This window comes from Janthinobacterium sp. 61, from assembly GCF_002846335.1.
Taxonomy (GTDB): Bacteria; Pseudomonadota; Gammaproteobacteria; order Burkholderiales; family Burkholderiaceae_D; genus Janthinobacterium.
In genome coordinates this window covers 3,534,307-3,559,206 of sequence record NZ_PJMQ01000001.1, presented here as the reverse complement: position 1 = coordinate 3,559,206, position 24,900 = coordinate 3,534,307, and the positions used below count along the sequence as shown (strand labels likewise).

Genomic DNA, 24,900 nt, shown 5'->3' with positions numbered 1-24,900 from the left:
TGTTCTTGTCTGGTACGGCGGTGTAGAGGCTCGAATGATGGAGGCTCGAAGTTAAGCGGCGGCGGGTTGGTCTGCGGCGGGCAGCATCGGGAAACCGAGGCGCTCGCGCGAGTCGTAATACGCTTGCGCCACCAGGCGCGACAGGGTGCGCACGCGGCCGATGTAGGCGGCGCGTTCCGTCACCGAGATGGCGCCACGCGCGTCCAGCATATTGAAGCTGTGCGAGGCCTTCATGATTTTTTCGTAGGCGGGCAGGGTCAGTTGCAGCTCGATCAGACGCTTCGCTTCCGCTTCGTAGTTACCGAACTGTTCGAACAGCAGGTCCGTATTCGCGTGCTCGAAGTTGTAGGTCGACTGTTCCACTTCGTTCTGGTGGAAAACGTCGCCGTAGGTCAGTTTTTTCGTAATACCGTTTTCTTCCCACTCCGTCCATACCAGGTCATACACGTTTTCCACGCCTTGCAGATACATGGCCAGGCGTTCGATGCCGTAGGTGATTTCGCCCAGCACAGGCTTGCAATCGAGGCCGCCCACTTGCTGGAAGTAGGTAAATTGCGTCACTTCCATGCCGTTCAGCCAGACTTCCCAGCCCAGGCCCCAGGCGCCCAGGGTCGGGCTTTCCCAGTCGTCTTCGACGAAGCGGACGTCATTCTGCTTCAAGTCCAGGCCCAAGGCGGCCAGCGAACCCAGATACAGGTCGAGGATATTTTCCGGCGCGGGCTTCAAGACCACCTGGTACTGGTAGTAGTGCTGCATGCGGTTCGGGTTTTCGCCATAGCGGCCATCTTTCGGGCGGCGCGACGGCTGGACATACGCGGCGCGCCAGGGTTCCGGGCCGATTGCGCGCAGGAAGGTGCCGGTGTGGAAGGTGCCGGCGCCGACTTCCATGTCGTAAGGCTGGAGCAGGGCGCAACCTTGCTTGTCCCAATAGGTTTGCAAGGTCAGGATAATTTGTTGAAATGTGAGCATCGTATGAGTTCGCCGCGCGGGAGGCTGCGCGCTGTAAGGGGTTGCTTGAAGGCCGGACGCCTGCTTGGAAAGCGCGTCCGGGCCGGAGTTTTGCTAATTTTAGCGGTTTTTACGGGCCCACTGTGACTCTTCGGGCAATATCGGCCGCTTATTGCTGCGCGGCGCTGCCACGGCGGGCGGCGCGCGACAGCAGGAAGGCCGTCAGCAAGGCCAGTGCGGCCAGAGCCAGCACCAGTTTATTGCCATACAGAATGTATGGCGTCATGCCGCCCATGCCTTGCACCTTGGCCGCCAGGGTGGCTTGCTGTTCCGGCGGCAGCAGGCTTTGCACCACGCCCTTGCCGTCGATGACGGCGGTGGCGCCCGTGTTCGTCGAGCGCAGCATCGGACGGCCCGTTTCCAGGCTGCGCATCTGCGAAATCTGCAGATGCTGCGGAATGGCGATTGAGTCGCCAAACCAGGCCAGGTTCGACATATTGAGCAGCACCGAGGCTGACTGCTTGCCATTGTGGTGGGCGCTGGCCAGCTGTCCCGCGATTTCTTCGCCAAACAAGTCTTCGTAGCAGATATTCGGCAGCACCAGCTGGTCGCGCACCTGGAGCGGCGCCTGCACGTCGGCGCCACGGCCCATGTCGCCCAGCGGGATGGCCATCATGGCGACAAACCAGTGCAGGCCGGGCGGCACGAACTCGCCGAACGGGACCAGATGGTGCTTGCGGTACTGATAGTAAGGACCTGGCGTGCCGTTGGGCGTGATCCCCAGCGCCGCATTGTAGAAGCGCTGCTGCTCGTCGAGCACCGGCAGGCCGAGCAAAATCGTGCTGCCCGTCTGCTGTGAATAAGTCGCCAAGCTATCCAGATAGCCGGGCGGAAGCTGGTGCGGCAGCACAGTGACGGCCGTTTCCGGCGTGGCGATCAGGTCGGCCGGCGCGCTGGTGATGGCACTCTGGTACATCTGCAGGGCGCCGAGGACGAAGCCGGGGTCGAATTTCTGCTGCTGCGGCACATTGCCCTGCAACAGGCGCACCGTAATCGGGCGTCCGACAGGATGGGTCCAGTTCACGTACTGCAGGCCAACGCCGGCCGCGTACAGCGAGACCAGGCCGGCCAGCGCGCTCCAGCGCGTGCGGCGCAGGGGGTGGACTAGCAAGAGCAGGGCGCCGGCCGACAGCGCCGCCAGCCAGCCCAGGCCATACGACCCGATGACGGGGGCAAAGCCGCCCAGCGGGCTCGTGTTGTGGGCGTAGCCCGTGGCCAGCCACGGGAAACCTGTAAACAGCCAGCCGCGCGTCCATTCGAACAGGGTCCACAGGGAAGGCAAGATCAACAGCGTCATTGTCGGCAGCGAGAGTACCCAGCGCTTGCGCAGCCAGGCGGCCGCGCCCATGGCCAGGGCCACGTAAATGGCCATCAAGAGGGCCAGCAGGCCCACGGCGATGACGGCCAGCGGCGCGGCCATGTCGCCATAGCGGTGCATGGAGATGTACAGCCAGTGCGTGCCGGCCGCGCACCAGCCGAAGCCATAGGCCCAGCCGATCAGCGCGCTTGCCTTGACGTCCGAGGCGCGCAGCACCTGGTAGAACAGCACGCCCAGGCTGAGGATTTGCAATGGCCAGTAGCCGAAAGGGGCGAACGCCAGCACGGCGACGGCGCCGGCGATGGCGGCAGTCAGCATGCGCGCCCACGTACTGCGGGGCGGTTTGGCGGGGGCGTTGGGATCCAGGCGTCTGAAACGCATTTACAGCACGCGCATGTCAGAGTTCCAGTTCCGGTACGTTGGGCAGGCGTTCGACGAGCAGCACGTGCACCTGGCGCGCATCGGCGCGCAGCACCTCGAAGCGCAGATTGCCCAGGTCGAAGATGTCGCCCTTGTGCGCCATGCGGCCCAGGTACTTTGACACCAGGCCGCCGATGGTGTCGACGTCGTCGTCCACCAGGTGGCTGCCCACTTCTTCGTTGAACTGTTCGATCTCGGTCAGCGCCTTGACCCGCCAGCGGGGGCCGAACTGGCCTTCCTTGAGCGAGAGGATATTGTCCTCGGCTTCGTCAAAGTCGTATTCGTCCTCGATATCGCCGACGATCTGTTCCAGCACGTCTTCGATGGTGATCAGGCCGGCGACGCCGCTGTATTCATCGACGACGATGGCCATGTGATTGTGGTTGGCGCGGAAATCGCGCAGCAGCACATTCAGGCGTTTCGATTCGGGGATGAAGATGGCGGGGCGCAGCATGTCGCGGACGTCGAAAGTTTCTTCTGCGTAATAACGCAGCAAATCTTTCGCCAGCAGGATGCCGATGACCTTGTCGCGCTCGCCTTCAATCGCGGGGAAGCGCGAGTGGGCAGTGGACAGGACTTCCGGCATCCATTCCTCGATCGGCTTGCTGATGTCGATGACATCCATTTGCGAGCGGGGAATCATGATGTCGCGCGCACAGAGATCCGATACCTGGAACACGCCTTCGATCATCGACAGTGCGTCGGCGTCGATCAGCTTGCGTTCATGCGCATCGTGTAGAACATCGAGCAATTCTGCACGGTTCTCTGGCTCGGGGGAAATGAGTGCGGTCAGGCGTTCAAACAGTGACCGGTGGGGCTTGACGTCAGTTCTGACGCCACTAGGGTGCTCGGGCATAGGAGGCGTGAGCCGTTGTTGCGAAGGGATATAGGATACACCAAAAGTGGGGGAATACCGGATTTCCCCGCTTTTGATGCAAATTTAATACGCTGAAGTGTACCGTTGCCCGACGTTTCAGGCGTCCTGGCCCAGCACGCGCGTGCGCAAATCCAGCACGTCGGCCTGCCAGTCGGCGAAATGCTCGCTGTCCTGCCATAGCTGGCGCAGTTCCGACGACTCGGCCACGATCTTGTCGAACGCCAGGCGCGCTTTTTCCTGCAGAAGCGGCGTGACTTTCTTCTTGCAGGCGGCTACCCATTCGTCCACTTCCGCGGTGGCCGGGTCGTCCTCGCCCGGTTTGCCCAGAAGACGCGCGATCACTTCCAGCGCGGCCAGCGCCTCGGCGGCGAACGGCGCTTCCAGCTCCGCTTCCGTGCTGTCGATGACATTGTCGAGCGTGGTCTCGACCAATTCCAGGGTTTTGTATTCGTGCAGATCCTGCGCCCAATCCATGGCGTAGTCGTTGCCGAAGGCGTCGGTGGCCCAGGTTCCCATGGTCTTACTCCTTGTACGGGTCGGTGATGCCGAGTTTCGCGAGGATTTCCGTCTCCAGGCCCTCCATCTCGGTGGCTTCCTCGTCATCCATGTGGTCGTAGCCCTGCGCATGCAGCACGCCGTGCACGATCAAATGGGCCGTGTGTTCTTCCACGCTCTTCTTTTGCTCGGTCGCTTCCTTTTCCAGCACGTCCGTGCACAGGATGATGTCGGCGCGCGTCGGCTCGTCGTCAGCCAACTCTTCACCTTCGTTGTAGGCGAAGGTCAGCACATTGGTGGCGTAGTCCTTTTCGCGGTAGTCGCGGTTCAGGCTGCGGCCTTCTTCGGCATCGACGAAGCGGATGGTGAATTCGGCAGGCGCGAACAGGGCCGCCTTGACCCAGCGGCGCACTTTGGGGCGCGTGATCAGGCTTTCCAGGCGGGCGTCCGGGTATTGTACGGACAAGGACAGTTTATTTTTTTCGGACATTTTTGGCGGCTGCTGGTTTGATCAGGGGGAGTAACTGGGCGGCGTTGGCGCCGGCCGCCTGCGCCGTTTCATAGGCATCGACGATGCGCGCGACCAGCGGATGGCGCACCACGTCGGTGCTGTTAAATTGGGTGAAGCCGATACCGCGCACATCCTTGAGCACGTGCACGGCGTCGATGAGGCCACTCGTCTGGCTCTTGTGCAGGTCGACTTGGGTCACATCGCCCGTCACCACGGCCTTGCTGCCAAAACCGATGCGCGTCAGGAACATCTTCATCTGTTCGACGGTGGTATTTTGCGCTTCATCGAGGATGACGAAGGCGTGGTTCAGGGTGCGTCCGCGCATGTAGGCCAGCGGGGCGATCTCGATCACCTGTTTTTCAAACAGCTTTTGCGTGCGGTCAAAGCCCAGCAAATCGTACAGCGCATCGTACAGGGGGCGCAGGTAGGGGTCGACCTTTTGCGCCAGGTCGCCAGGCAGGAAGCCCAGGCGCTCGCCCGCTTCGACGGCGGGGCGCGTCAGGATGATGCGCTTGACGGCGTCGCGTTCGAGCGCGTCGACGGCGCAGGCAACGGCCAAATAGGTTTTACCCGTGCCAGCCGGGCCCACGCCGAAGCTGATGTCGTGTTCGAGGATGTCGCGCAGGTAGGCGATCTGGTGCGGCGTGCGCCCGCGCAGGTCGCTGCGGCGGGTTTTCAGCACGGGGCTGGCGATGTCCGGCTCCACGAAGGTGCTGATGGGCGCGTTGGCGTGGTGTTCCGAGGCGGCGGACAGCCCCGCGCGCTGCTCCACCAGGGCCAGCTGCACTTCTTCCAGCGGCACGACCTTGTTGGCGATGGCGTAGAACTGATCGAGGATTTCCACGGCCCGCTCGGCATTGCTGCCGCCGACGATGAATTTCTCGCCGCGGCGGAAGATCGTCACGTCGAGGGCGGCGGAAATCTGGCGCAGGTTTTCATCGAGCGGTCCGCACAAGTGCGCCAGGCGCGTGTTGTCCAGCGGCTCGGGGATGAAGTAATGCGGCTGTATCGGGGCTTTGGTTTTCAACTGGCTCTTTTCAATGCGGGGGCGCTGGCGACGAGTTCGCCGCGCAGGGTGTAGGAATGGCTTTCTGTGATGCGCACGTCGACCAGTTGGCCGAGCAGTTGCAGCGCGTCCGGGCCGGCGTCGAAATTAACCACGCGGTTGTTTTCCGTGCGGCCTTGCAGCTCGCGCGCTATCGTGTCCTTCTTCGAGAGGCCTTCGACGAGGATGGTTTGCACGCTGCCCACCATGGCCAGGCTGTATTTGCGCGTGTTGGCGTCGATGGCAGCTTGCAGTTGTTGTAACCGAGCAAGTTTAACTTCGTGCGGCGTGTCGTCTTCCAGGCTGGCGGCCGGCGTGCCGGGGCGCTTGCTGAAGATGAAGCTGTAGCTGTTGTCAAACCCCACGTCGGCGATCAGCTTCATCATGGCGTCGAAATCGGCTTGCGTCTCGCCAGGGAAACCGACGATGAAGTCAGACGAAATGGCCATGTTCGGGCGCACGGCGCGGATGCGGCGGATGATGGACTTGTATTCCAGGGCCGTGTAGCCGCGCTTCATGGCGCCGAGGATCTTGTCGGAACCGTGCTGGGCCGGCAGGTACAAATGGTCGACCAGTTGCGGGATCTTCGCATAGGCGTCGATCAGGCGCTGCGTGAATTCCTTCGGGTGGCTGGTGATGAAACGCATGCGCGCGATGCCGGGAATGTCGGCCACGTATTCGAGCAGCAGGGCGAAGTCGGCAATGTCTCCGCCTTCCATCACGCCACGGTAGGCGTTCACGTTCTGCCCCAGCAGGGTGATTTCCTTGACGCCCTGGGCGGCCAGGCCCGCCACTTCCGTCAGTACGTCTTCGAAGCGGCGCGACACTTCCTCGCCGCGCGTGTAGGGCACGACGCAATAGCTGCAATACTTGCTGCAGCCTTCCATGATGGAAACAAACGCCGAAGCGCCGTCCACCTTGGCCGGCGGCATGTGGTCGAACTTTTCGATTTCCGGGAAGCTGATGTCCACCTGCGAGGCGCCGCTGGTGCGGCGCAGGGCTATCATTTGCGGCAGACGGTGCAGGGTTTGCGGGCCGAAGACCATGTCGACATACGGCGCGCGCTTGACGATGGCGTCGCCTTCCTGCGAGGCCACACAGCCGCCCACGCCGATCAAGAGGTGCGGCTTGGCCAGTTTCAGCTCGCGCAGACGGCCCAGGTCGGAAAACACTTTTTCCTGCGCTTTTTCGCGCACGGAGCAGGTGTTGAGCAAGATCACATCGGCATCTTCCGGCGTGTCGGTGCGCACCAGGCCATCGGAGGCGCCCAGCACGTCGGCCATCTTGTCCGAGTCGTACTCGTTCATCTGGCAGCCGAAGGTTTTAATGAATACTTTTTTCTGCATGGAGTCGGGTGCTTATCGGTAAATGTGGCGGCAAATAAGTGGGGCAAATAAGTGTGGCGGCAAATAAGCTGGGCAGGGGGCTTGCGCCGTGCGCCGCTCTGGGCGGGAGGCGCTGGATGACCGGCCGGGCACCTCTGGCTGCCCGGTGGCAGGCTCGCTGCAAGTTCAGGCCATAGTTTAGCGTAAATCGCCGGGACGGGCCATGCCGCACTGACCTTGCCGACAAGATTGCAGCGTGAATACGGCGCCCGGCACGGCGATGCCGTAAAGCATTTATTGCTGTGGGACACCATTGATTTGTAACAAGTTGCTGCAAAGCCTTGTGTGCGCCCGCTGGCATCCTAATGTGTTGAAATAGCATCGTTGGCTAGCCAACCAGCAGCTTGATTGATATTTAACAATCAGGAAGTTTGCGCGAGGCGCAGATGCGGCGTGTTTGGACTGGTATATTGTTTTATATGCAATTCATTTTGGTGGATTGCAGTGCTTTTACTCACGCGGCAAGCTGTGCACGTTGGCTGGACGTGGCTGTGCGAGTCCTGTGCGGGCAGTGCAACAAGATGGGAGGGCTGAATCCGATGGAAAGACGTTTCTTTAAACACTCTAAGCCAGCCTTAAGTTCATATCGGCATTCTTTCAACATTCACTAGACGAGGAAAAATCATGACACATCATGCATTAGCATCGCAAGAGAGTTACAACCCGAATCACCTGCTGGATATTCTGCTGAGCAAGATGCAGCTGAAGAACGACGCAGCCCTGTCGCGCCTGCTCGAAGTGGCACCACCCGTCATCAGCAAGATCCGTCACCACCGCTTGCCGGTCGGCGCCTCGCTGCTGATCCGCATGCACGAAGTGACGGGCATGAGCATCCGTGACCTGCGCGACTTGATGGGCGATCGCCGCACCAAGTATCGTCTGTCCGACGCCCAGGGCCGTCCAAAAGCGGAAGACCGCGGCGATGCGCAAGAATCGAATTACGCGCACTGATGTGGCGGTTGCACGCTGACTGTGCTGCTTGCGTCATTGCTGGCGGCAACAGGCTGGCGTGGACCGGGCGGCATGGACACACCGCAGTACCCATAACGGCTTTCGCTTCGCGGCGAGAGCCGTTGGCATTTGGTGCGGCGTTTAGCTCAGCAGTGCCGAGGTGATTTCGTCGTAGCGCAACTCCGTTTCGCGGAATAGCTGCAGATAGGTTTCTTCGCCCAGGCCCAGCGCATCCCAGGCCACCGTCGAGACCCGCGGCACCATGTCGTCGCCCGCCTGCGCCAGGTCGAGTGCGCAGACGATGGCATTGGCCACGTGGATCAGCGCTGCCAGGAAGCCTGCCCCCGGCGTTTCCGGCTGCAGGTAGTTGGCCAGCGCCAGGCGCATGGTGTCGGAAAAATTCCAGTGCTCGGCCAGTGCCACGCCTGCTTGCACGTGGTCTACGCCCAGCACGGCCTGCTCCGCTTCAAGCAGGCTGCAATCGTGCGCCGCCTGGTGCACGATGACTTGCGCGTATTGTGCGGGAAAGCTGCTGACCAGCACCAGGCGACCGATGTTATGCAGCAAGCCGGCCGTGAAGGCGTAATCCTGGTTGAAGCGGATCTGCCGCGCCAGCGCCTTGGCGCAAGCGGCAGTCGCTACCGAATGGCGCCAGAAGGCCTTGTCGTCGAAGCCGGGGCAGCGACCTTCCGGGAAGCAGCCCGTGATGGCGGCCGACGTGATCAGGCTGCGTGTGGTCTGGAAGCCCAGGTAAGTGATCGCCTGCTGAATGGTGGTGGCCTTCACCTGCAAGCCATATTGCGAGGAATTGGCCAGGCGCAAGGTTTTCGCCGTCAGCGCCTGATCGTATGAGACTTTTTTCGCCAGCACGGAAATATCGACGTCTTCCTGGTCTATGCTGTTGAGTAACTCCATGACGACGGCGGGCAGCGAAGGCAGGTCATCGAGGTGGGCGACGATATCGTCGAGTGTCAGCTGCTTGCTCATGCCGCGCCTCCCGTGCCCAGGCGGTATTGCGTGACATAGCTGCGCAGCAATGCGGTGGCCACGTCCTCGGGATCGTCCGGATCATGCTTGCGGAACAGATGGGCTAGCCGCGCGCTGTGGAGCGCTTGCTGTGCTGCGACTTCTTCCGGCGAGGGCGGCGGCGCCTGAATCGGCAGCATGTCGATGCCGTGGCGCGGCATCAGGGACAGCATGTTTTCCGTCAGTACCGCCCCTTGTGGCAACAGCACTTGTCCATGCGCGTCGAGCAAGACATCCGACAAGACCATGCCAGGACGCACTTGTTCAAGGGGTAGATGTTGATGCAAGACCGCCATGACGACTCCTTAGATGATTGCGGGATATTACCATTGCCATGACGCAATGTCTCAAGCTGTATCAAAGCCCTGTTAAAACGGGGATGCTGTAAATCTTGCCAATAAGCAGGTCATACCGTACATTTGATTCAGGCTGAAGTCCGTTGACGTATCTGCGCCCGCGCCGCGGGCCGGCGGCAGGCCTGGCCCGGGGAGTGTTGATCGATGGTGAGTATCCAAGTCCGGCTGACCCTGCTTTTTGTCGTGATCGTCACCTTGGTGCTCGGCATTTCTGGCAGCTACACCCAATATACACTGAGTCAGGAACTCGAATCGGGCAGCGCGCGCTTGCGCAGCGGCGTGCTCACGCGCTTGCAGACGAGCTTGCCTTCGGCCCTGTGGGATCTCGATAAATCCAAGGTCGACAGTATTGTCGCGGCTGAAATGCTGCCGCCGGAACTGGTCGGCATCCGTGTCTACGACGCCTCCGTGGGCCTGTTCGCGGGCGAAGTACGCGACGCGGCCGGCACTCTGGTGCCTTTGACCTCCGATGTGGCCATGGGCGGCACGCCCGTTGAGGCGCCGCTGGTGTTCCGCGATGCCGTGGCGGCGGCCACGGGCGGTAAACCGGTAATCGTCGGCAAGGTCATCGTCAATTTCAGCCGCGCGCAGATCGATGCGGCCCTGCGCGGCGAAGTGCGGCGCAAGGTCCTGGAAGTGTTGCTGCTTGACATCATCCTGGTGGGCGCCCTGGCGCTGAGCCTGCGCATCGTCTTCGGGCCCTTGAAGCAGTTGCGCGACGGCTTGTTCGACCTGGCCACGCGCGGCAGCGACGAGGTCGAAGAGCTGCCGGAAAACCGGCGCGATGAACTGGGTGACGTGATCCGCGGCTTCAATGCCGTGCAGCGCAAGCTCAAGTCCATCATCGAGGGCAGCCGCGAGGCGGAAGACATGGCGCGCCGCTCGCAGCAGGAAACGGCGCAGGCGATGGACGAGCTGCGCCGCGCGCAGGAATCGTTGCTGCAGTCGGAACGCCTGGCTTCGCTGGGCAGCCTGGTGGCTGGCGTGGCGCATGAAATCAACACCCCGGTCGGCATCGCGCTGACCAGCGCCTCGGTGCTGAAGGAAGCCACCGATCACCTCAGCGCAGCGGTGGCCGGCGGCAGCGTGAAGAAAACCGATATCGTGCGCTACCTGGAAACGGCCGGCGAGAGCGCGCGGCTGATCATGAACAATGCCTATCGCGCCGCGCACCTGATCCACAGCTTCAAGCAGATTGCCGTCGACCAGGTCAGCGAGGCGCGCCGTTTGTTCGAATTGCGCGACTATATTGGTGAAGTGATCTCGAGCCTGCAGCCGACCTTGAAAAAGACGCGCATCAGCATCGATATTGATTGCCCGGCTGACATCATACTCGACAGCTATCCGGGTGCGCTGGCGCAGGTGCTGACGAACCTGGTCTTGAACTGTGTCGAGCACGCGTTCGACGCGGACACGGCCGGCAACATCCATATTGACGTGCGTCGCGACGGCGAGTGGATCTCCATGCAGGTGCGCGATAACGGCCGCGGCATTGCGCCCGACATGCTCGACCGTGTGTTTGACCCGTTTGTCACTACGCGGCGGGGACAGGGCGGTACGGGCCTGGGCTTGAATATCGTATTCAACTTGATTGCCAAGCAGTTTGGCGGCACCATCACCGTCAGCAGCACGCTGGGACAGGGCGCGACATTCCTGCTGCGCCTGCCCATGGTGACGCCGTTGCCGGAAAGCAGCAGCCCTGCGTAGGCAAGGAGAAGAGACATGGCACAGCTAGAAAACACTCAGCAAGTGGCGCTCCTGCGCGGGATCAATGTGGGCCGCGCCAAGCGCGTGGCCATGGCCGACCTGCGCAAGTTGCTGGGCGACCTGGGTTTTACGCAGGTACGCACGGTACTCAACAGCGGCAACGCCGTATATGACGGGGGGGCGGTGGCGCCGGCCGAGGCCGCCGCCCGCATCGAGGAAGCGCTGGTCCTGAAACTGGGCGTGGCGGCCAGGGTGACGGTGCTGTCGGCCACCCAGTTTGCCGAACTGATCGAACAAAATACCCTGGCGCCCGCGGCCGATGCGGCCCGCTTGCTGACCTTGGTGCTGAACAATCCGGCCGATGTCCAGCGCCTGGCGCCGCTCTTGCAGCGGCCGTGGCAGCCGGAAGCGCTGGCGCTGGGGCGATGGGCCGCGTATGCCTGGTGCCCCGAGGGCGTGCTGGCCAGCAAGGTGGTGGCGGCACTGGGTGTCGTGTTGGGCGATGGCGTCACCTCGCGCAACTGGGCCACCATGCAAAAATTGCTTGCGCTGCTGAACGGGCCCGATCCGACCGCCACATCGTCATTTTCCAAGGAGTAATGATGCCTACCATTTCAGGTGCGTTCGACGTCACCATCACCCCGGAAACCCTCTCGGACACTGCTGCGCAGTCGGGGCTGGGACGCTTGTCGTTAGCCAAGCGCTACTACGGCGCCCTCGAGGCCAGCGCGCAGGGCGAGATGCTCAGCGTACGCGCCGCCGTGGCAGGTTCAGCCGGCTATGTGGCGCTGGAACGGCTGGAAGGCACCCTGAACGGGCGTCACGGCAGTTTTTACCTGCAGCACAGTGGCAGCATGGCGCGTGGCACGCCCAGCTTGTCCGTCAGCGTGGTACCCGACACGGGCACTGGCCAGTTGCAAGGGCTGTCGGGCAGCCTGGCCATCCGCATCGAAGATGGCAAGCATTATTATGATTTCACGTATGACATTGCTGAGGCGCCATGAACTGGGATATCGTCAAGGGCGTGCTGATCCTGCTGGTCGCCGTCAGCGCCGTGGGCACGGCCTTCGTGCTCATGTCTGCCTCGGGACCTGACAAGGCGGGCTGCATCGCGCGCGCCCTGAAGTCTGGTATTCCTGTGGGCAATATCGAAAGAGTTTGCCGCTTGCTCAACAAGTGAGATGTTGCAGGTGAAGCAGCCAAAAAAAATTCCGCACAAGGCGGAATTTTTTTATGGCAGCGGTATTGGCCGCCGGAATGGGTCAGCCATCGAATTTTTCCTGTTTTTCACCGTGTATGCTGAAGGCCAGTAAACCCAGTCCCACCAGTAACATCGAGACCATGCTCGCTTCGGGTACGGGCGGCGGCACGTTCGCGTGTTGTACGGCAGGGGTGTTGGTGGCGGTGGGCGGCGGCAGTGCGCCCTGGCGCGCACCGGCGCTGCGCCAGCGCGGGGGCGCATTGAGCGTCGTGCTCTGCGCCAGCAGGCGCGCATACGGCAAGTCCGGTGTTTCCCAGCCGGGATTGTCCGCAGTGTTATTGAAGCCGAAACTGTCGTCGCTCACGACCTGGGCGTTTACTGTGTGCGGGTTGCCTGGCGTGTCAGCTCCGATTGCCACCGCATTCCCTGCACTGGCCGACAGCGTCAGCATGGTCATGCATAGCGACTGAAGTATCTTCATCTTTGACTCCCTGGTTCACCGTGCGGCGCGGCCGAAACCGGCATGCGCTTGGACGGACAATGCGCCTGTACGGGGGCGTATCACGATTTTTCTGACGAGATATTATTACATCACAAATCGTGGCAATTTTGCTACGTATATTTGCTTTAAATTACGAATATTTATCATTTTGATAGCGCGAAAACTATCGTTGCCTCACACTTTGCATGAGCACGCTATCGCTGAAAAAACACTGTTGTTTTTTTGTGCGAATCGCCAGCAGAAAAACAATATATTGATTAGTATATTGTTTATCGCATGATGCACAACATGACCGCCTGTGGGAGGGCAAGATGGAGACAGTCGCAACACAACACGCCGAGTACAACCTCGATGCCATGCGTGGCTCGGCCTATAAGGCCAGCTCGCTGCTCAAGGCCATGGGCAATGCCGATCGCCTGATGCTGCTGTGCCAGCTATCTCAGGGCGAGCATTGCGTCAGCGACCTCGAGCAAAAAGTGGGCATAGGCCAGCCGACCCTGTCGCAGCAACTGGGCGTGCTGCGCGAAGAGATGCTGGTGGCCACGCGGCGCGACGGCAAACAGATTTATTACCGCGTTGCCAGCGCACCCGTGCTGGCCGTGCTGCAAGTGCTGTATGCGCAATTTTGCGCGCCGCGCCCCCCGTTCAACGACGAAGCAGACTGAGGCTCGTCATGAATATTGCTTGGCAGAACTTTACGCCGTGGGCGTCGCTGGCGGGCGGCATGCTGATCGGCCTGGCGGCTGCGCTATTGATCCTGTTTAACGGCCGCATCGCCGGCATCAGCGGCATCCTCGGCGGCTTGCTGCGCCCGCGCAGTGGCGACCTGGGCTGGCGTATCGCTTTTCTTGCCGGTCTGATCGGCACGCCCGTACTGTATTCGCTGTGGCAAGCCTTGCCGCCCGTGCAGATCGAGGCGGGCACGACGGGGCTGATCGTGGCGGGCTTGCTGGTGGGCGTGGGTGTGCGCTATGGCGCCGGCTGTACCAGCGGCCACGGCGTGTGCGGTCTGTCGCGCCTGTCACCCCGTTCGCTGGCAGCCACTTGTGCCTTCATGGCGGCCGGTTTCCTCACCGTCTATCTGTTGCGCCATCTGTGAGCAAGCTTATGAGCAAGCTGATCCTTTCCCTGTTGAGCGGCCTAGTCTTTGGACTGGGCCTGATCGTTTCCGGCATGGGCAACCCGGCCAAGGTGCTCGGTTTCCTCGACCTGGCCGGCGCCTGGGATCCATCGCTGGCGCTGGTGATGGGCGGCGCCATCGGCGTGGCCATGCCCGCCTTCTGGCTGGCGCGCCGGCGCAGCACGGCGCTGCTGGGCGAGCCCATGCAATTGCCGGCGTCGCGGCGCATCGACCGGCGCTTGCTGCTGGGCAGCCTGGCCTTTGGCGCGGGCTGGGGTATCGCCGGTTTTTGTCCCGGCCCCGCCCTCGTCTCCCTGCTGGCGGGCCAGCCGAAGGCCTGGATTTTTGTCGCCGCCATGCTGGCCGGCATGGCCCTGTTTGAGGTGCTGGAGCGCCGCAAGCTACCCGCGCCGGCCTGAGACGGTACAATCTGGCGCATCGCCACTTTGGATACCCGCTTACATGAAGACCGTGATTTTCCGCGCCGGCACGCGCGCCGCCCTACTGTGCAGCGTGCTGGCATTGGCCGCCTGCGGCAGCTTGCTGAAGAAGGAAGCGCCGCCCGCTCCCGCGCCCGTGGCTGACACCTTGCCTAATCCACAAGTGTTGCTGCTGGGGGAAGTGCATGACAATGCACAAGGCCAGCGCTTGCGCGTCGCAGAGTTGCAGCGCCGCCTGGCGGCTGGCTGGCGTCCCGTGATTGTCATGGAACAGTTCGACCGCGAAAACCAGGCCTTGCTGACGCGCGCCGCGCGCGATTGCGCCGACCCCGATTGCATCATCCGCGTGATGGAACAGCCGCGCTGGGACTGGGCCTTGTACCGGCCCGTGCTGGACCTCGTCATCAGCTACCAGCTGACCCTGGTCGCAGGCAATTTGTCGCCGGCCGATGCCTCGCGCATCGTGCGCGACGGCATCCAATGGGCCATGCCGCCGGCCATGGTCGCCACTTACCTGGCCGCGCCCGTACCGGCCGATATTCTGGAAGGGCAACAGAAGGAAGTCCAGGCGGCCCGCTGCAATATGCTGCCCGACATGATGATCAAAGGTGTCGTCAACGCCCAGGTGGCGCGCGATATCTGGATGGCCAAGCTGATCCGCGACCAGGCGCCGCGCGACGTGGTGCTGATCGCCGGCAATGAGCATGTGCGCAAGGACATCGGCGTGCCCCGCTGGCTGAAGCTGGCCGACCCGCAACTGAACATGCGCAGCATCGGCTACCTGGAGCAGGGCGGCAGCGGCTACAAGGGCACGTTCGACCTGACGCAAACGATGCCGGCGCAACCGCGCCCGGACCCGTGCGCGAAGTTTAAAAAATAATCACTGCTGCACCCGCACCAGGGCGCTGACCCGGCTTGCCGTATCGAGCAGTTTCGGCAAGCTGTGTTCCAGCAGATGCGCTACGGACGGCCCCGCCGTCTGGCCGCTGACGTTGATCGCCGCCACCACCTTGCCGGCCCGGTCGAACACGGGCGCGGCCAGGGCGATCAAGCCCTGCTCCAGTTCTTCCTGCACCAGGCACCAGCCCTGGCGCCGCACTTGCGCAATTTCCTCCATCAGGACGTCGATATCGACCTTGGTCGCCGGCGTGATCTTCAGCAGCGCCATTGTCGACAGCCGTTCGCGCAACATCTCGGGCGGCAAGCCCGACAGCAACACTCTGCCCATCGAGGTGCAGTACGCGGGTAATCGGCTGCCGATGCCCAGGTTGATCGACATGGTGCGGTGCGCGGACAGGCGCACGACATAGACGATGTCGTCGCCGTCGAGCACGGTGGCCGAGCACGACTGGCGCACGGTGTGCATCAGCTCTTCCAGCAGCGGCTGCGCCTTTGTCCAGACGGGCAAGGACGACAGATAGGCGTAGCCGAGGTCGAGCACCTTGGGCGTCAGGCGGAACAGCCGTCCATCCGCTTCCACATAACCGAGATGCAGCAAGGTGTGCAGGATGCGCCGCGCGCCCGCGCGCGTCAGCTGCGCCCGCTCCGCCACTTCGCTCAGGGTTTGTCGCGGCGCGTCGGCGCCAAAGCTGCGCAGCACGGCCAGGCCCCGCGCAAACGATTGCACATAGCTGTCGCCGGGACGCGGCGCGCCGTCGGCATCGGGGAGTTCTTCGGCGGAAACGGGCGTGCTGCTGCGTGCGGTCATGGCAATTCCAATGGGTCAAGGTGGCAATTATAGCCATGGCGCTGGTGAAAACGGCAAATTGACAAGCGCACCGATCAGGCATATTCTCACGAATAAGTTCTAAATACGAATATTTGTTCGTTATACGAACAAATTGATGGTGTGTTTGATTTGTAGGAGACAGCAATGATCGACAAACTGCGTTCCAGCGTCCTTGAGGCGCTGGCCGATATCCACGATGGCGCCACCGTCATGATTGGCGGCTTCGGCGGCGCGGGCCAACCGGCCGAGCTGATCGACGGCTTGATCGCCCAGGGCGCCCGCGACCTCGTCATCGTCAACAACAACGCGGGCAATGGCGATACGGGCCTGGCCGCCCTGCTGAAAAACGGGCAGGTGCGCAAGATCATCTGCTCCTTCCCCCGCCAGGCCGATTCCCACGTCTTTGACGCGCTGTACCGCGCGGGCAAGCTGGAACTGGAACTGGTGCCCCAGGGCAACCTTGCCGAGCGTATCCGCGCCGCCGGCGCCGGCATTGGCGGCTTCTTCACCCCCACGGGCTATGGCACGGATCTGGCCAAGGGCAAGGAAACGCGCGAGATCGACGGGCGCATGTATGTATTCGAGTCGCCCATCCACGCCGATTTCGCGCTGATCAAGGCGGAGCAGGGCGACCGCTGGGGCAATCTGACCTACCGCAAGACGGCGCGCAACTTCGGCCCCGTCATGGCCATGGCCGCGAAAGTGAGCATTGCCTCCGTGCACGAGGTTGCCGAACTGGGCAGCATCGATCCCGAGCACGTCATCACGCCGGGCCTGTTCGTGCAGCGCATCGTGCAAGTGCCGCGCACGGCCACCGGCCCTGCCGGCTTCAAAGCTGCCTGAGGAATATCACAATGAATAAATGGAATCGAGATCACATGGCGGCCCGCGTGGCGGCCGACATCCATGAGGGTGCCGTGGTGAACCTGGGCATCGGCTTGCCGACGCTGGTGGCGAATCACTTGCCGGCTGGCGCGGACATCATCCTGCACAGCGAAAACGGCGTGATCGGCATGGGCCCGGCACCCGCGCCTGGAGAGGAAGACTATGACCTGATCAACGCGGGCAAACAGCCTGTCACCCTGCTGGCGGGCGGCAGTTATTTCCACCATGCCGACAGCTTCGCCATGATGCGCGGTGGCCACCTGGACATCTGCGTACTGGGCGCTTTTCAAGTCTCTGCCACGGGCGACCTGGCCAACTGGCACACGGGTGACCGAGATGCCATTCCCGCCGTGGGCGGGGCCATGGACCTGGCCATCGGCGCGAAAAAGACCTGGGTCATGATGGATTTGCTGACCAAGACGGGTGAAAGCAAGCTGGTGCAGGCGTGCTCGTATCCGCTGACGGGCATAGCCTGCGTCAGCCGCATCTACAGCGACCTGGCCGTGATTGACCTGTCCCACGCCGGCGCCGCCGTCGTCGAGCTGGTCGATGGCTTGAGCTTTGCGCAGCTGCAAGCCTTGACGGCCGTGCCGCTGAGGGACGCCCGCTAATTCACCATCTACACTCGATACCCTTTCTTGGAGGAAAGAACATGACCCACGCTTATATCTGCGACGCGCAGCGCACCCCATTCGGCCGCTATGGCGGTGGACTCGCCGGCGTGCGCGCCGACGACCTGGGCGCCGTGCCCATCCGTGCCTTGATGGCGCGCAACCCGAACGTGGACTGGACGGCCGTCACCGACGTGCTGTACGGCTGCGCCAACCAGGCTGGCGAGGACAACCGCAACGTGGCGCGCATGGCCGCCTTGCTGGCCGGCTTGCCCGACAGCGTGCCGGGCGCCACCCTGAACCGTTTGTGCGGTTCGGGCCTGGACGCCATCGGCAGCGCGGCACGCTTCATCAAGAGCGGCGAAGCGGGCTTGCTGATCGCCGGCGGCGTGGAAAGCATGAGCCGCGCACCGTTTGTCATGGGCAAGGCGGACAGCGCTTTTTCGCGCGGCATGAAAATGGAAGACACGACCATCGGCTGGCGCTTCATCAACCCCTTGATGAAGGCCCAGTATGGCGTCGATTCGATGCCGGAAACGGCGGAAAACGTGGCCGTCGAGTTTTGCATCAGCCGCGCTGACCAGGATGCGTTCGCCCTGGCCAGCCAGGTGAAAGCGCTGGCGGCGCAGCAGGCGGGCGTGTTCGACAGCGAAATCTGCCCCGTCAGCATCGCGCAAAAGAAGGGCGATCCCATCGTTGTCGCCCGCGACGAGCATCCGCGCGCCACCACCCTGGACACCCTGGCCAAATTGAAACCCGTCGTGCGCGCCGACGGCACGATTACTGCCGGCAACGCGTCCGGCGTCAACGATGGCGCGGCGGCGCTGCTGCTGGCCGACGAGGCGAACGCGGCCCGCTTTGGCCTGACGCCGCGCGCGCGCGTCGTGGCCATGGCGACGGCCGGCGTGGCGCCGCGCATCATGGGCATCGGCCCCGCGCCCGCCACCCTGAAAGTGCTGGCCATGACGGGCTTGAGCCTGGCCGACTTCGACGTCATCGAACTGAACGAAGCGTTTGCCGCGCAGGGCCTGGCCGTGCTGCGCCAGTTGGGCTTGCGCGACGACGACCCGCGCGTCAACCCGAACGGCGGCGCCATTGCCCTGGGCCATCCGCTGGGCGCGTCCGGTGCGCGCCTGGCGATGACGGCCGTCAACCAGCTACACCGCACGGGTGGACGCTATGCGCTTTGCACCATGTGCATCGGCGTAGGACAGGGGATTGCGCTGGTGCTGGAACGCGTCTAGATCCTGTGCGTCCGCAGGCGAAAAAATTTGCCGGCAGTACGTATTAACGCGTATGCCGGGCACCTTTTTGACCCTGATCAAGGGCGTATGATGCAAAACCAGCCCGGGCAACCAGGCTGGCGTTGGCTTTTTTACACGAACAAGAAGATTGATATGACATCCCACGATACTCCGCATGACGTTGCGCAGCTGACTTCCCAGCAGCGCATCAAGGCCATCATTGGCGCTTCCTCCGGTAACCTGGTCGAATGGTTCGACTTCTACATTTACTCGTTCTGCGCGCTGTATTTCTCGCACGCCTTCTTCCCTTCCGGTAACCCCACCACGCAGCTGCTGCAGACGGCCGGCATCTTTGCCGCCGGCTTCCTCATGCGTCCCGTGGGCGGCTGGCTGTTCGGCCGCATCGCCGACAAATACGGCCGGCGCCAGTCGATGATGATTTCCGTGCTGATGATGTGCGGCGGCTCGCTGATGATCGCCGTCATGCCGACCTATGACACCATCGGCGCCTTCGCCCCGTTCCTGCTGCTCGTGGCGCGTTTGTTCCAGGGCCTGTCCGTGGGCGGCGAATACGGTACCAGCGCCACTTACATGAGTGAAGTGTCGGAGTCGGGCAAGCGCGGCTTCTTCGCCTCGTTCCAGTACGTGACCCTGATCGGCGGGCAGCTGCTGGCGCTGCTGGTGCTGGTGGTCTTGCAGCAATTGCTGACCCTGGAAGAATTGCGTGCCTGGGGCTGGCGCATCCCGTTCGTCTTCGGCGCCCTGGCGGCCCTGGTGTCGCTGAACTTGCGTAAATCCCTGACGGAAACGACCACCGCCAGCGAGCGCAAGGATAAAGACGCGGGCAGCCTGCGCGGCTTGCTCAAGCACAAGCGCGCCTTCATCACCGTGCTGGGCTTTACGGCCGGCGGCTCGCTGGTGTTCTACACATTTACCACCTACATGCAGAAATACCTGGTCAACACGGCCGGCATGGATACCAAGACGGCCAGCGCCGTCATGACCTGCGCCTTACTGGTGTACATGATTCTGCAACCGGTGTTCGGCGCCCTGTCCGATCGCATCGGCCGCCGCACCTCGATGCTGTTCTTCGGCGGCCTGGCCACCCTGTGCGTGTTGCCCATCATGCATGCCTTGAAAGACATCAGCAGCCCGTACGCGGCGTTCGGCCTGATCATCATCGCCCTGGCCATCATCAGTTTCTACACGTCGATCAGCGGCTTGATCAAGGCGGAAATGTTCCCCGTCGAAGTGCGCGCGCTGGGCGTGGGCCTCTCGTATGCCGTTGCCAACGCCATGTTCGGCGGTTCGGCCGAATACGTGGCGCTGCAGTTCAAGGCCTGGCACGTGGAAGAGTATTTCTATTGGTACGTGACCATCATGTGCCTGATTTCCTTCATCGTTGCCATCCGCATGCCTGACCCGAGCCGCTCGGGCCTGCTGAAGTAACGTTGCCGTAAAATGGGGGACACTGCGGTGTCCCCTTTTTCATCACCGCCTTTTTATCGTGCCGATCAGGAGTCCTCATGCCGTATGTTATTCCCGCAGCCATCCAGCCCAGCGTTCCCGTCACCGGCAGCGTCGATACTTTCCCTGTCCACCGCATCTATTGCGTGGGCCGCAACTATGTCGACCACGCCAAGGAAATGGGCCACACGGGCCGCGAGGCGCCGTTTTTCTTCATGAAACCAAACGACGCCGTGCTGCCCGTGCCAGCGGGCACGACGGGCGAGCTGCCGTACCCGGCGCAAACGCAGGATTTCCAGCACGAGATGGAACTGGTGGTGGCCATCGGCAAGGGCGGCAGCGATATCGGCGTGGCCGATGCACTGAGCCATGTATGGGGTTATGCGATAGGCCTGGACATGACGCGCCGCGATGTGCAGGGCGCAGCGAAAAAGCAGGGCCGTCCTTGGGAGACGGGCAAGGCGTTCGAGCACTCCGCACCCATCGGTTCCATCACCCCGGCCGCGCAGGCGGGCGACGTCAGCCATGCCGCCATCACCCTGCACGTGAATGGTGAACTGCGTCAAGGCAGCAGCATCGACATGCTGATCTGGAACGTGGCCGAAACCATCGCCGACCTGTCGACCTACTTCACCCTGCAGCCAGGCGACCTGATCTACACGGGCACGCCGGCCGGCGTGGCGGCCGTGCAGCGCGGCGACGCGCTGGTGGGCGCCATCGACGGCCTGGGCGAACTGCGCGTCAAGATCGTGTAAAGCGCCCTGGCGCACAGCACAGCAAGCCCGCATGGCGCACAATCGCCTTGCGGGCTTTTATTTTGACTCAAGGAGTTACCATGCTGAGCGACACTTATTCTGTAGCGCAACCCACGCGTGCCGAGATCGACGCCTTGGCGGGGCCGGCCCTGCTGGAATTTGGCACGGGCTGGTGCGGCCACTGCCGCGCCACCCAGGCGCCGCTGGCCGCCGCATTTGCGCAACACCCCGAGGTGCTGCACCTGCGCGTGGAAGACGGGTCCGGCCGCGCGCTGGGGCGTTCATTCCGGGTGAAACTGTGGCCGACCTTGATCTTTCTCAAGGACGGCCAGGAAGTGGTGCGCCTCGTACGCCCGCTCGACAGCGCGGAGATCGGCAAGGCGTTTGCCCTGATCGAGGCCTAACGGGCTTACATTATCTTGCCGCACTGCACCACTGCGCGTATGATAAGCCGCTTACAGCAAGATCAACCGCATCCTTAGTGATGCAGCGCGATGATCGCCGGCCTGCTCCACCCGGAGGGGCCGCAGGCAAGGATTCACCACAAATGACCGATGCCGCGATGCCGACGCGCGGGTCTGGTACGGAATGCCTGGCGATACGCCGGGCCTGATACACGTCGCCCATCCCCTGACGCCTTTCCTGCCGTGCCCCGGGTAACCGGATGGCGCACGACCGTTGTTTCTCTACATCAGTACTGATCACAGCGCGTTAGCGCGCGTTGCCGGCAGTTCGCTACGGCAACAAAAACCGTTGTTTTTTGTTTGCAAATTTAATAGCAAATGCGCGGCAAACGCTGGCGCGCACGGCTATGATATGCCAACAACGCGCCTAGACAACGTGCTGTGCTGCTGCCTGAAAAAACATCCAGAGAATGGCCTTTAGACACCCTCCCCAAGGAGCGCAGTAAATGAGCACCCCCCCCAAGAAAAATTCCCCCGGCACGGTGCTGTTCGCCAGCCTGATCGGCACCACCATCGAGTTCTTTGACTTTTATATCTACGCCACCGCCGCCGTGCTGGTGTTCCCGAAACTATTCTTCCCTGCCGGCGATCCGTCGGCCGCCGTGCTGCAGTCGCTGGCCACGTTCGCCATCGCCTTCTTCGCCCGCCCCATCGGTTCGGCCGTGTTCGGCCATTTCGGCGACCGCATCGGCCGCAAGGCCACCCTCGTCGCAGCCTTGCTGACCATGGGCATTTCCACCGTCATCATCGGCTTGCTGCCGACCTACGCCGCCATCGGCACGCTGGCACCATTGCTGCTGGCGCTGTGCCGTTTCGGCCAGGGCCTGGGTTTGGGCGGCGAGTGGGGCGGCGCGGTGCTGCTGGCCACGGAAAACGCGCCACCGGGCAAACGCGCCTGGTACGGCATGTTCCCGCAGCTGGGGGCGCCAATCGGCTTCTTCCTGTCGGGCGGCATCTTCCTGCTGCTGAGCGAAACCATGACCGATGAGCAATTCTTCAGCTATGGCTGGCGCATCCCCTTCCTGGCCAGCGCGCTGCTGGTCATTGTCGGCCTGTACGTGCGTCTGAAGATCACGGAAACGCCGGACTTCCAGAAAGTCATCGACAAGAACGAAGTCGTCAAACTGCCCGTCGCCACCGTGTTCCGTCAGCATGGCCGCATGCTGTTCCTGGGCACCATCATCGCCCTGGCCACCTTCGTGCTGTTCTACCTGATGACGGTGTTTGCCTTGAGCTGGGGTACGACCAAGCTGGGCTTCACGCGCAAGGAATTCCTCATCGTGCAGCTGTTCGCCGTGCTGTTCTTTGCCCTGACGATTCCGTTTTCGGCCGTGCTGGCCGACCGCCGCGGCCGCCGTGCCACCATGATCTGGGTTTCCGTCGCCATCGCCATCTTCGGCCTGGTGCTGGCCCCGATGTTCGGTTCCGGCGTGACGTGGGAAGTGACGCTCTTCATGGCTGTCGGCCTGGGCCTGATGGGCATGACCTACGGACCGCTGGGTACCATGCTGTCCGAGCTGTTCCCGCCCGAAGTGCGTTACACGGGCGCCTCGCTGACCTTCAACCTGGCGGGCATTCTGGGCGCCTCGCTGGCGCCGTACATCGCCACCTGGCTGGCCACCAATCATGGCTTGCAATACGTGGGCTATTACCTGTCGCTGGCAGCCGTGCTGACCCTGGGCGCGCTGTTGATGGTGGGCAAGCCGAGGGCAGGCAAGGAAGCCTGGCAATAAACGAGTAAACGCGCTCCCCGTGTGAGTGCCCCACAAGCCGCCAGCTGTCCAGCTGGCGGCTTTTTTATTGCGCCGCCGCGTGGCCGTAACAGGCTTTCAGCCCCGTGTAGTCATAGAAGACGCTGCCCGGCGCGATGCGGGCACTGTCGCACGATGCCTGGAAGGGCGTTTCCTTTTCGTTGTACAGCAGGCGCACGATGAGCTGACCATCGCCATTGCGGTACACGTCCCATTGCATGTTGGCCGCCAGCGGCGAGACGGTCTGGCCGCGCCATGGATGATTGTCATAACCATAGCTGGCCGATGGCGGCAGCGCCTGTTGCAAGCCCATGGCCGAAGCCAGCGGGATGATCATCTCGGCATGCGTGAAGCGCAGCTTGGCCGCGTGGCGCAGGTCGCCTGCGGCCAGCGCATCGACTTCCTTGAAAAAATCCTCGCGCAGCGCCACGGCGAAGCGCCAGGTGACGCCGGCACTGTCCGTGGTGGACGGCCCCTTCTTGTAAAAATCCTCGTGGTCGGCCACCGAGGCGTAATAGCGCGCATCGTCGGCCGGCATGTAGCGGCTGAAATCGGCCTTCACCTCGTGGCGCATGCCGGCGGCAATGGCGTACAGCTGATACAGCGTCGTGGCGGCCGCATTCACGCTGCGGATGGCCGTCTTGCCGCTGCCCTTCAGGGTGCGCTTGAGTTTGCCGTCCGCGCTGGTGAACGTGTAGCTGCCCGTATCCGCATAGCTGGTGGCGCCGCCGTTAAACTGCGCGAGGAAGGCGGGCGTGAACAAGCGCTCCAGCACCTGGCGCGCATGCTTGGCGGCTGCCGGCTGCCTGGCAGGGGGGGCTATCAGGGTGTCCAGCCGCTTGGTCTTTTCGTAGCGCTGGTAGGCCTGGCTGGCGGCATAGGTGGCGAAATACGGGTTGGCGCGATCAGCGACAAAATCCGTCTGCGGCGCCAGCTTGTGCGCGTACAGCAGGAAACGATTCACGCCATCCGGTTGTGGGGCCGGTGTGCGTTCCTGCGGATACGGGGCCGGTGCCGGTGCCGGCGGCAGATACATCAGCGGCGCGAGCGCTGGCGCATGCTCGAGCAGCGACTGCGTGAAAAAGCGTGCGCTGTCGCGCGCGCGGTCCACGCCGGAATGGATGGTGACGAGCTGGCGCGGCGCCGTCGCGGCGTCTTGCCCCACTTGCGCAAACAGGGTGGGCAGGCGCGCCAGCAGGCGCACGGCCAGTTGCCGGTGTTCCTCGATGCCCGTCTGCGACAGATTGCCGTAGCCGGGCCGTTCGATGCCGGCCACGCCATACCCAAGCAAGGCATTCGCCCGCATCAGGGCCAGGATGTCGGGGCCCAGTTCGCATCCAAGGGGCGTGAGCGCGTCCTGCGCGGCGGCCTGCTGCCACATCGCATACAGGGCCGCGTCGCTCTTCATGCCCGTCAGCCCGCGCGCACCGTGGCGCGCCACCAGTTGCGTGTAGATGGGCTGGAAGCCGGCCGGGGGCGCGGCATACGTGGCCGGGTCCTGCTGCGGCGCATACGGCGTCTTGGTTTGATAGTCGCCGTCGAAGGCCAGGGCGGGACTGGCGTACAGGGCCAGGGCCAGCGGCACGCTGGACAGGGGAAGCGATAGGGGCATGGTTTTTTGTGAATGTTTTC

Annotated in this window: 28 protein-coding genes; 16 read left to right on the top strand and 12 right to left on the bottom strand. The window is 62.8% G+C overall.

Annotated features, from left to right (window positions below; translation table 11 throughout):
• Positions 1–51: 51 nt before the first annotated feature.
• The 7 genes from glyQ to miaB form a co-directional block, all read right to left on the bottom strand.
• On the bottom strand, positions 52–969 hold the full coding sequence (gene glyQ / locus CLU92_RS16265; RefSeq protein WP_099376578.1) for a glycine--tRNA ligase subunit alpha: 918 nt from the start codon (positions 967–969) through the stop codon (positions 52–54).
• A 148-nt stretch (positions 970–1,117) separates the two neighbouring features.
• Positions 1,118–2,644 (bottom strand): apolipoprotein N-acyltransferase, encoded by a 1,527-nt coding sequence (lnt, locus tag CLU92_RS16260; RefSeq protein WP_101484722.1) that lies wholly within the window; start codon positions 2,642–2,644, stop codon positions 1,118–1,120.
• A 79-nt stretch (positions 2,645–2,723) separates the two neighbouring features.
• The gene (locus CLU92_RS16255) at positions 2,724–3,602 is read right to left on the bottom strand and encodes an HlyC/CorC family transporter (protein ID WP_071075558.1); all 879 of its coding nucleotides are present in this window, start codon (positions 3,600–3,602) and stop codon (positions 2,724–2,726) included.
• A gap of 117 nt (positions 3,603–3,719) precedes the next feature.
• Positions 3,720–4,139, bottom strand: a complete 420-nt coding sequence (locus CLU92_RS16250) for a DUF4259 domain-containing protein (protein ID WP_101482737.1) — start codon at positions 4,137–4,139, stop codon at positions 3,720–3,722.
• 4 nt (positions 4,140–4,143) lie between these two features.
• The gene (ybeY, locus tag CLU92_RS16245; RefSeq protein ID WP_101482736.1) at positions 4,144–4,608 is read right to left on the bottom strand and encodes an rRNA maturation RNase YbeY; all 465 of its coding nucleotides are present in this window, start codon (positions 4,606–4,608) and stop codon (positions 4,144–4,146) included.
• Positions 4,592–5,656 carry a PhoH family protein gene (locus tag CLU92_RS16240; RefSeq protein ID WP_101482735.1) on the bottom strand — a complete coding sequence of 355 codons (1,065 nt, stop codon included), beginning with the start codon at positions 5,654–5,656 and terminating at the stop codon, positions 4,592–4,594. Before CLU92_RS16240 ends, ybeY begins: the two co-directional genes overlap by 17 nt.
• Positions 5,653–7,020 carry a tRNA (N6-isopentenyl adenosine(37)-C2)-methylthiotransferase MiaB gene (gene miaB / locus CLU92_RS16235; protein ID WP_101482734.1) on the bottom strand — a complete coding sequence of 456 codons (1,368 nt, stop codon included), beginning with the start codon at positions 7,018–7,020 and terminating at the stop codon, positions 5,653–5,655. Before miaB ends, CLU92_RS16240 begins: the two co-directional genes overlap by 4 nt.
• 663 nt (positions 7,021–7,683) lie before the next feature.
• Between miaB and CLU92_RS16230 the strand changes: the two genes are divergently transcribed.
• Entirely contained in the window at positions 7,684–8,010 is a 327-nt protein-coding gene (locus CLU92_RS16230) for a hypothetical protein (RefSeq protein WP_101482733.1), read from the top strand.
• Positions 8,011–8,151: 141 nt separating this feature from the next.
• Here the strand turns inward: CLU92_RS16230 and CLU92_RS16225 are convergent, their stop codons facing one another.
• Together CLU92_RS16225 and CLU92_RS16220 are read right to left on the bottom strand one after the other, a co-directional pair.
• Complete coding sequence (locus CLU92_RS16225) at positions 8,152–8,997, bottom strand: HDOD domain-containing protein (RefSeq protein ID WP_101482732.1); 846 nt, start codon at positions 8,995–8,997, stop codon at positions 8,152–8,154.
• The gene (locus CLU92_RS16220) at positions 8,994–9,332 is read right to left on the bottom strand and encodes a hypothetical protein (RefSeq protein ID WP_243857937.1); all 339 of its coding nucleotides are present in this window, start codon (positions 9,330–9,332) and stop codon (positions 8,994–8,996) included. The genes CLU92_RS16225 and CLU92_RS16220 overlap by 4 nt, the downstream gene beginning before the upstream one ends.
• Before the next feature lie 204 nt (positions 9,333–9,536).
• Between CLU92_RS16220 and CLU92_RS16215 the strand changes: the two genes are divergently transcribed.
• Genes CLU92_RS16215 through CLU92_RS16200 form a run of 4 tightly spaced genes read left to right on the top strand, consistent with a single transcriptional unit; the run spans position 9,537 to position 12,279 of the window.
• Positions 9,537–11,099, top strand: a complete 1,563-nt coding sequence (locus tag CLU92_RS16215; RefSeq protein WP_101482730.1) for a sensor histidine kinase — start codon at positions 9,537–9,539, stop codon at positions 11,097–11,099.
• A 15-nt stretch (positions 11,100–11,114) separates the two neighbouring features.
• Positions 11,115–11,699: a DUF1697 domain-containing protein gene (locus CLU92_RS16210; RefSeq protein WP_101482729.1), complete on the top strand. Its 585-nt coding sequence runs from the start codon at positions 11,115–11,117 to the stop codon at positions 11,697–11,699.
• A 2-nt stretch (positions 11,700–11,701) separates the two neighbouring features.
• Complete coding sequence (locus tag CLU92_RS16205) at positions 11,702–12,103, top strand: DUF3224 domain-containing protein (RefSeq protein WP_101482728.1); 402 nt, start codon at positions 11,702–11,704, stop codon at positions 12,101–12,103.
• Positions 12,100–12,279 carry a hypothetical protein gene (locus tag CLU92_RS16200; RefSeq protein WP_101482727.1) on the top strand — a complete coding sequence of 60 codons (180 nt, stop codon included), beginning with the start codon at positions 12,100–12,102 and terminating at the stop codon, positions 12,277–12,279. The genes CLU92_RS16205 and CLU92_RS16200 overlap by 4 nt, the downstream gene beginning before the upstream one ends.
• A gap of 82 nt (positions 12,280–12,361) precedes the next feature.
• Here CLU92_RS16200 and CLU92_RS16195 read toward each other — a convergent pair whose 3' ends face one another.
• Positions 12,362–12,781 (bottom strand): hypothetical protein, encoded by a 420-nt coding sequence (locus CLU92_RS16195; protein WP_133989321.1) that lies wholly within the window; start codon positions 12,779–12,781, stop codon positions 12,362–12,364.
• 332 nt (positions 12,782–13,113) lie between these two features.
• On the opposite strand from CLU92_RS16195, the gene CLU92_RS16190 reads away from it, so the two are divergent.
• From CLU92_RS16190 to CLU92_RS16175, 4 genes are read left to right on the top strand one after another with little or no spacing between them, the layout of a single operon-like run.
• A complete protein-coding gene (locus tag CLU92_RS16190) occupies positions 13,114–13,467 on the top strand; it encodes a helix-turn-helix transcriptional regulator (protein ID WP_070310209.1) in 354 nt (117 codons plus the stop codon).
• An 8-nt stretch (positions 13,468–13,475) separates the two neighbouring features.
• A complete protein-coding gene (locus CLU92_RS16185; protein WP_101482725.1) occupies positions 13,476–13,901 on the top strand; it encodes a YeeE/YedE family protein in 426 nt (141 codons plus the stop codon).
• A gap of 8 nt (positions 13,902–13,909) precedes the next feature.
• Complete coding sequence (locus CLU92_RS16180) at positions 13,910–14,341, top strand: YeeE/YedE family protein (protein ID WP_101482724.1); 432 nt, start codon at positions 13,910–13,912, stop codon at positions 14,339–14,341.
• A 43-nt stretch (positions 14,342–14,384) separates the two neighbouring features.
• Positions 14,385–15,242 carry a ChaN family lipoprotein gene (locus tag CLU92_RS16175; RefSeq protein WP_101482723.1) on the top strand — a complete coding sequence of 286 codons (858 nt, stop codon included), beginning with the start codon at positions 14,385–14,387 and terminating at the stop codon, positions 15,240–15,242.
• On the opposite strand, the gene CLU92_RS16170 is transcribed toward CLU92_RS16175, so the two are convergent.
• Positions 15,243–16,070, bottom strand: a complete 828-nt coding sequence (locus CLU92_RS16170) for an IclR family transcriptional regulator C-terminal domain-containing protein (RefSeq protein WP_101482722.1) — start codon at positions 16,068–16,070, stop codon at positions 15,243–15,245. It abuts the gene before it with no gap.
• A gap of 165 nt (positions 16,071–16,235) precedes the next feature.
• Here CLU92_RS16170 and CLU92_RS16165 point away from each other — a divergent pair, with 165 nt between their 5' ends.
• The 7 genes from CLU92_RS16165 to CLU92_RS16135 all read left to right on the top strand — a co-directional run bounded on the left by CLU92_RS16165 (position 16,236) and on the right by CLU92_RS16135 (position 23,250).
• Positions 16,236–16,934, top strand: coding sequence for a 3-oxoacid CoA-transferase subunit A (locus tag CLU92_RS16165; RefSeq protein ID WP_101482721.1), 699 nt, complete (start codon positions 16,236–16,238; stop codon positions 16,932–16,934).
• 11 nt (positions 16,935–16,945) lie between these two features.
• Positions 16,946–17,587, top strand: a complete 642-nt coding sequence (locus CLU92_RS16160) for a 3-oxoacid CoA-transferase subunit B (RefSeq protein WP_101482720.1) — start codon at positions 16,946–16,948, stop codon at positions 17,585–17,587.
• A gap of 41 nt (positions 17,588–17,628) precedes the next feature.
• Positions 17,629–18,831 carry a 3-oxoadipyl-CoA thiolase gene (gene pcaF, locus CLU92_RS16155; protein WP_101482719.1) on the top strand — a complete coding sequence of 401 codons (1,203 nt, stop codon included), beginning with the start codon at positions 17,629–17,631 and terminating at the stop codon, positions 18,829–18,831.
• A 153-nt stretch (positions 18,832–18,984) separates the two neighbouring features.
• Complete coding sequence (locus CLU92_RS16150) at positions 18,985–20,280, top strand: MFS family transporter (protein ID WP_101484721.1); 1,296 nt, start codon at positions 18,985–18,987, stop codon at positions 20,278–20,280.
• Positions 20,281–20,357: 77 nt separating this feature from the next.
• Positions 20,358–21,053, top strand: coding sequence for a fumarylacetoacetate hydrolase family protein (locus tag CLU92_RS16145; RefSeq protein ID WP_101482718.1), 696 nt, complete (start codon positions 20,358–20,360; stop codon positions 21,051–21,053).
• Between the two features lie 80 nt (positions 21,054–21,133).
• Positions 21,134–21,457 carry a thioredoxin family protein gene (locus tag CLU92_RS16140; RefSeq protein ID WP_101482717.1) on the top strand — a complete coding sequence of 108 codons (324 nt, stop codon included), beginning with the start codon at positions 21,134–21,136 and terminating at the stop codon, positions 21,455–21,457.
• A 506-nt stretch (positions 21,458–21,963) separates the two neighbouring features.
• The gene (locus CLU92_RS16135) at positions 21,964–23,250 is read left to right on the top strand and encodes an MFS transporter (RefSeq protein ID WP_101482716.1); all 1,287 of its coding nucleotides are present in this window, start codon (positions 21,964–21,966) and stop codon (positions 23,248–23,250) included.
• 64 nt (positions 23,251–23,314) lie between these two features.
• On the opposite strand, the gene CLU92_RS16130 is transcribed toward CLU92_RS16135, so the two are convergent.
• Entirely contained in the window at positions 23,315–24,880 is a 1,566-nt protein-coding gene (locus CLU92_RS16130) for a histidine-type phosphatase (RefSeq protein ID WP_257561102.1), read from the bottom strand.
• Positions 24,881–24,900 lie beyond the last annotated feature (20 nt).

Coding starts and splice junctions, on each gene's coding strand:
- glyQ (WP_099376578.1), bottom strand. CDS start 969: ATGCTCACATTTCAACAAATTATCCTGACCTTGCAAACCTATTGGGAC.
- lnt (WP_101484722.1), bottom strand. CDS start 2,644: ATGCTGACTGCCGCCATCGCCGGCGCCGTCGCCGTGCTGGCGTTCGCC.
- CLU92_RS16255 (WP_071075558.1), bottom strand. CDS start 3,602: ATGCCCGAGCACCCTAGTGGCGTCAGAACTGACGTCAAGCCCCACCGG.
- CLU92_RS16250 (WP_101482737.1), bottom strand. CDS start 4,139: ATGGGAACCTGGGCCACCGACGCCTTCGGCAACGACTACGCCATGGAT.
- ybeY (WP_101482736.1), bottom strand. CDS start 4,608: ATGTCCGAAAAAAATAAACTGTCCTTGTCCGTACAATACCCGGACGCC.
- miaB (WP_101482734.1), bottom strand. CDS start 7,020: ATGCAGAAAAAAGTATTCATTAAAACCTTCGGCTGCCAGATGAACGAG.
- CLU92_RS16230 (WP_101482733.1), top strand. CDS start 7,684: ATGACACATCATGCATTAGCATCGCAAGAGAGTTACAACCCGAATCAC.
- CLU92_RS16225 (WP_101482732.1), bottom strand. CDS start 8,997: ATGAGCAAGCAGCTGACACTCGACGATATCGTCGCCCACCTCGATGAC.
- CLU92_RS16220 (WP_243857937.1), bottom strand. CDS start 9,332: ATGGCGGTCTTGCATCAACATCTACCCCTTGAACAAGTGCGTCCTGGC.
- CLU92_RS16215 (WP_101482730.1), top strand. CDS start 9,537: ATGGTGAGTATCCAAGTCCGGCTGACCCTGCTTTTTGTCGTGATCGTC.
- CLU92_RS16210 (WP_101482729.1), top strand. CDS start 11,115: ATGGCACAGCTAGAAAACACTCAGCAAGTGGCGCTCCTGCGCGGGATC.
- CLU92_RS16205 (WP_101482728.1), top strand. CDS start 11,702: ATGCCTACCATTTCAGGTGCGTTCGACGTCACCATCACCCCGGAAACC.
- CLU92_RS16200 (WP_101482727.1), top strand. CDS start 12,100: ATGAACTGGGATATCGTCAAGGGCGTGCTGATCCTGCTGGTCGCCGTC.
- CLU92_RS16195 (WP_133989321.1), bottom strand. CDS start 12,781: ATGAAGATACTTCAGTCGCTATGCATGACCATGCTGACGCTGTCGGCC.
- CLU92_RS16190 (WP_070310209.1), top strand. CDS start 13,114: ATGGAGACAGTCGCAACACAACACGCCGAGTACAACCTCGATGCCATG.
- CLU92_RS16185 (WP_101482725.1), top strand. CDS start 13,476: ATGAATATTGCTTGGCAGAACTTTACGCCGTGGGCGTCGCTGGCGGGC.
- CLU92_RS16180 (WP_101482724.1), top strand. CDS start 13,910: ATGAGCAAGCTGATCCTTTCCCTGTTGAGCGGCCTAGTCTTTGGACTG.
- CLU92_RS16175 (WP_101482723.1), top strand. CDS start 14,385: ATGAAGACCGTGATTTTCCGCGCCGGCACGCGCGCCGCCCTACTGTGC.
- CLU92_RS16170 (WP_101482722.1), bottom strand. CDS start 16,070: ATGACCGCACGCAGCAGCACGCCCGTTTCCGCCGAAGAACTCCCCGAT.
- CLU92_RS16165 (WP_101482721.1), top strand. CDS start 16,236: ATGATCGACAAACTGCGTTCCAGCGTCCTTGAGGCGCTGGCCGATATC.
- CLU92_RS16160 (WP_101482720.1), top strand. CDS start 16,946: ATGAATAAATGGAATCGAGATCACATGGCGGCCCGCGTGGCGGCCGAC.
- pcaF (WP_101482719.1), top strand. CDS start 17,629: ATGACCCACGCTTATATCTGCGACGCGCAGCGCACCCCATTCGGCCGC.
- CLU92_RS16150 (WP_101484721.1), top strand. CDS start 18,985: ATGACATCCCACGATACTCCGCATGACGTTGCGCAGCTGACTTCCCAG.
- CLU92_RS16145 (WP_101482718.1), top strand. CDS start 20,358: ATGCCGTATGTTATTCCCGCAGCCATCCAGCCCAGCGTTCCCGTCACC.
- CLU92_RS16140 (WP_101482717.1), top strand. CDS start 21,134: ATGCTGAGCGACACTTATTCTGTAGCGCAACCCACGCGTGCCGAGATC.
- CLU92_RS16135 (WP_101482716.1), top strand. CDS start 21,964: ATGAGCACCCCCCCCAAGAAAAATTCCCCCGGCACGGTGCTGTTCGCC.
- CLU92_RS16130 (WP_257561102.1), bottom strand. CDS start 24,880: ATGCCCCTATCGCTTCCCCTGTCCAGCGTGCCGCTGGCCCTGGCCCTG.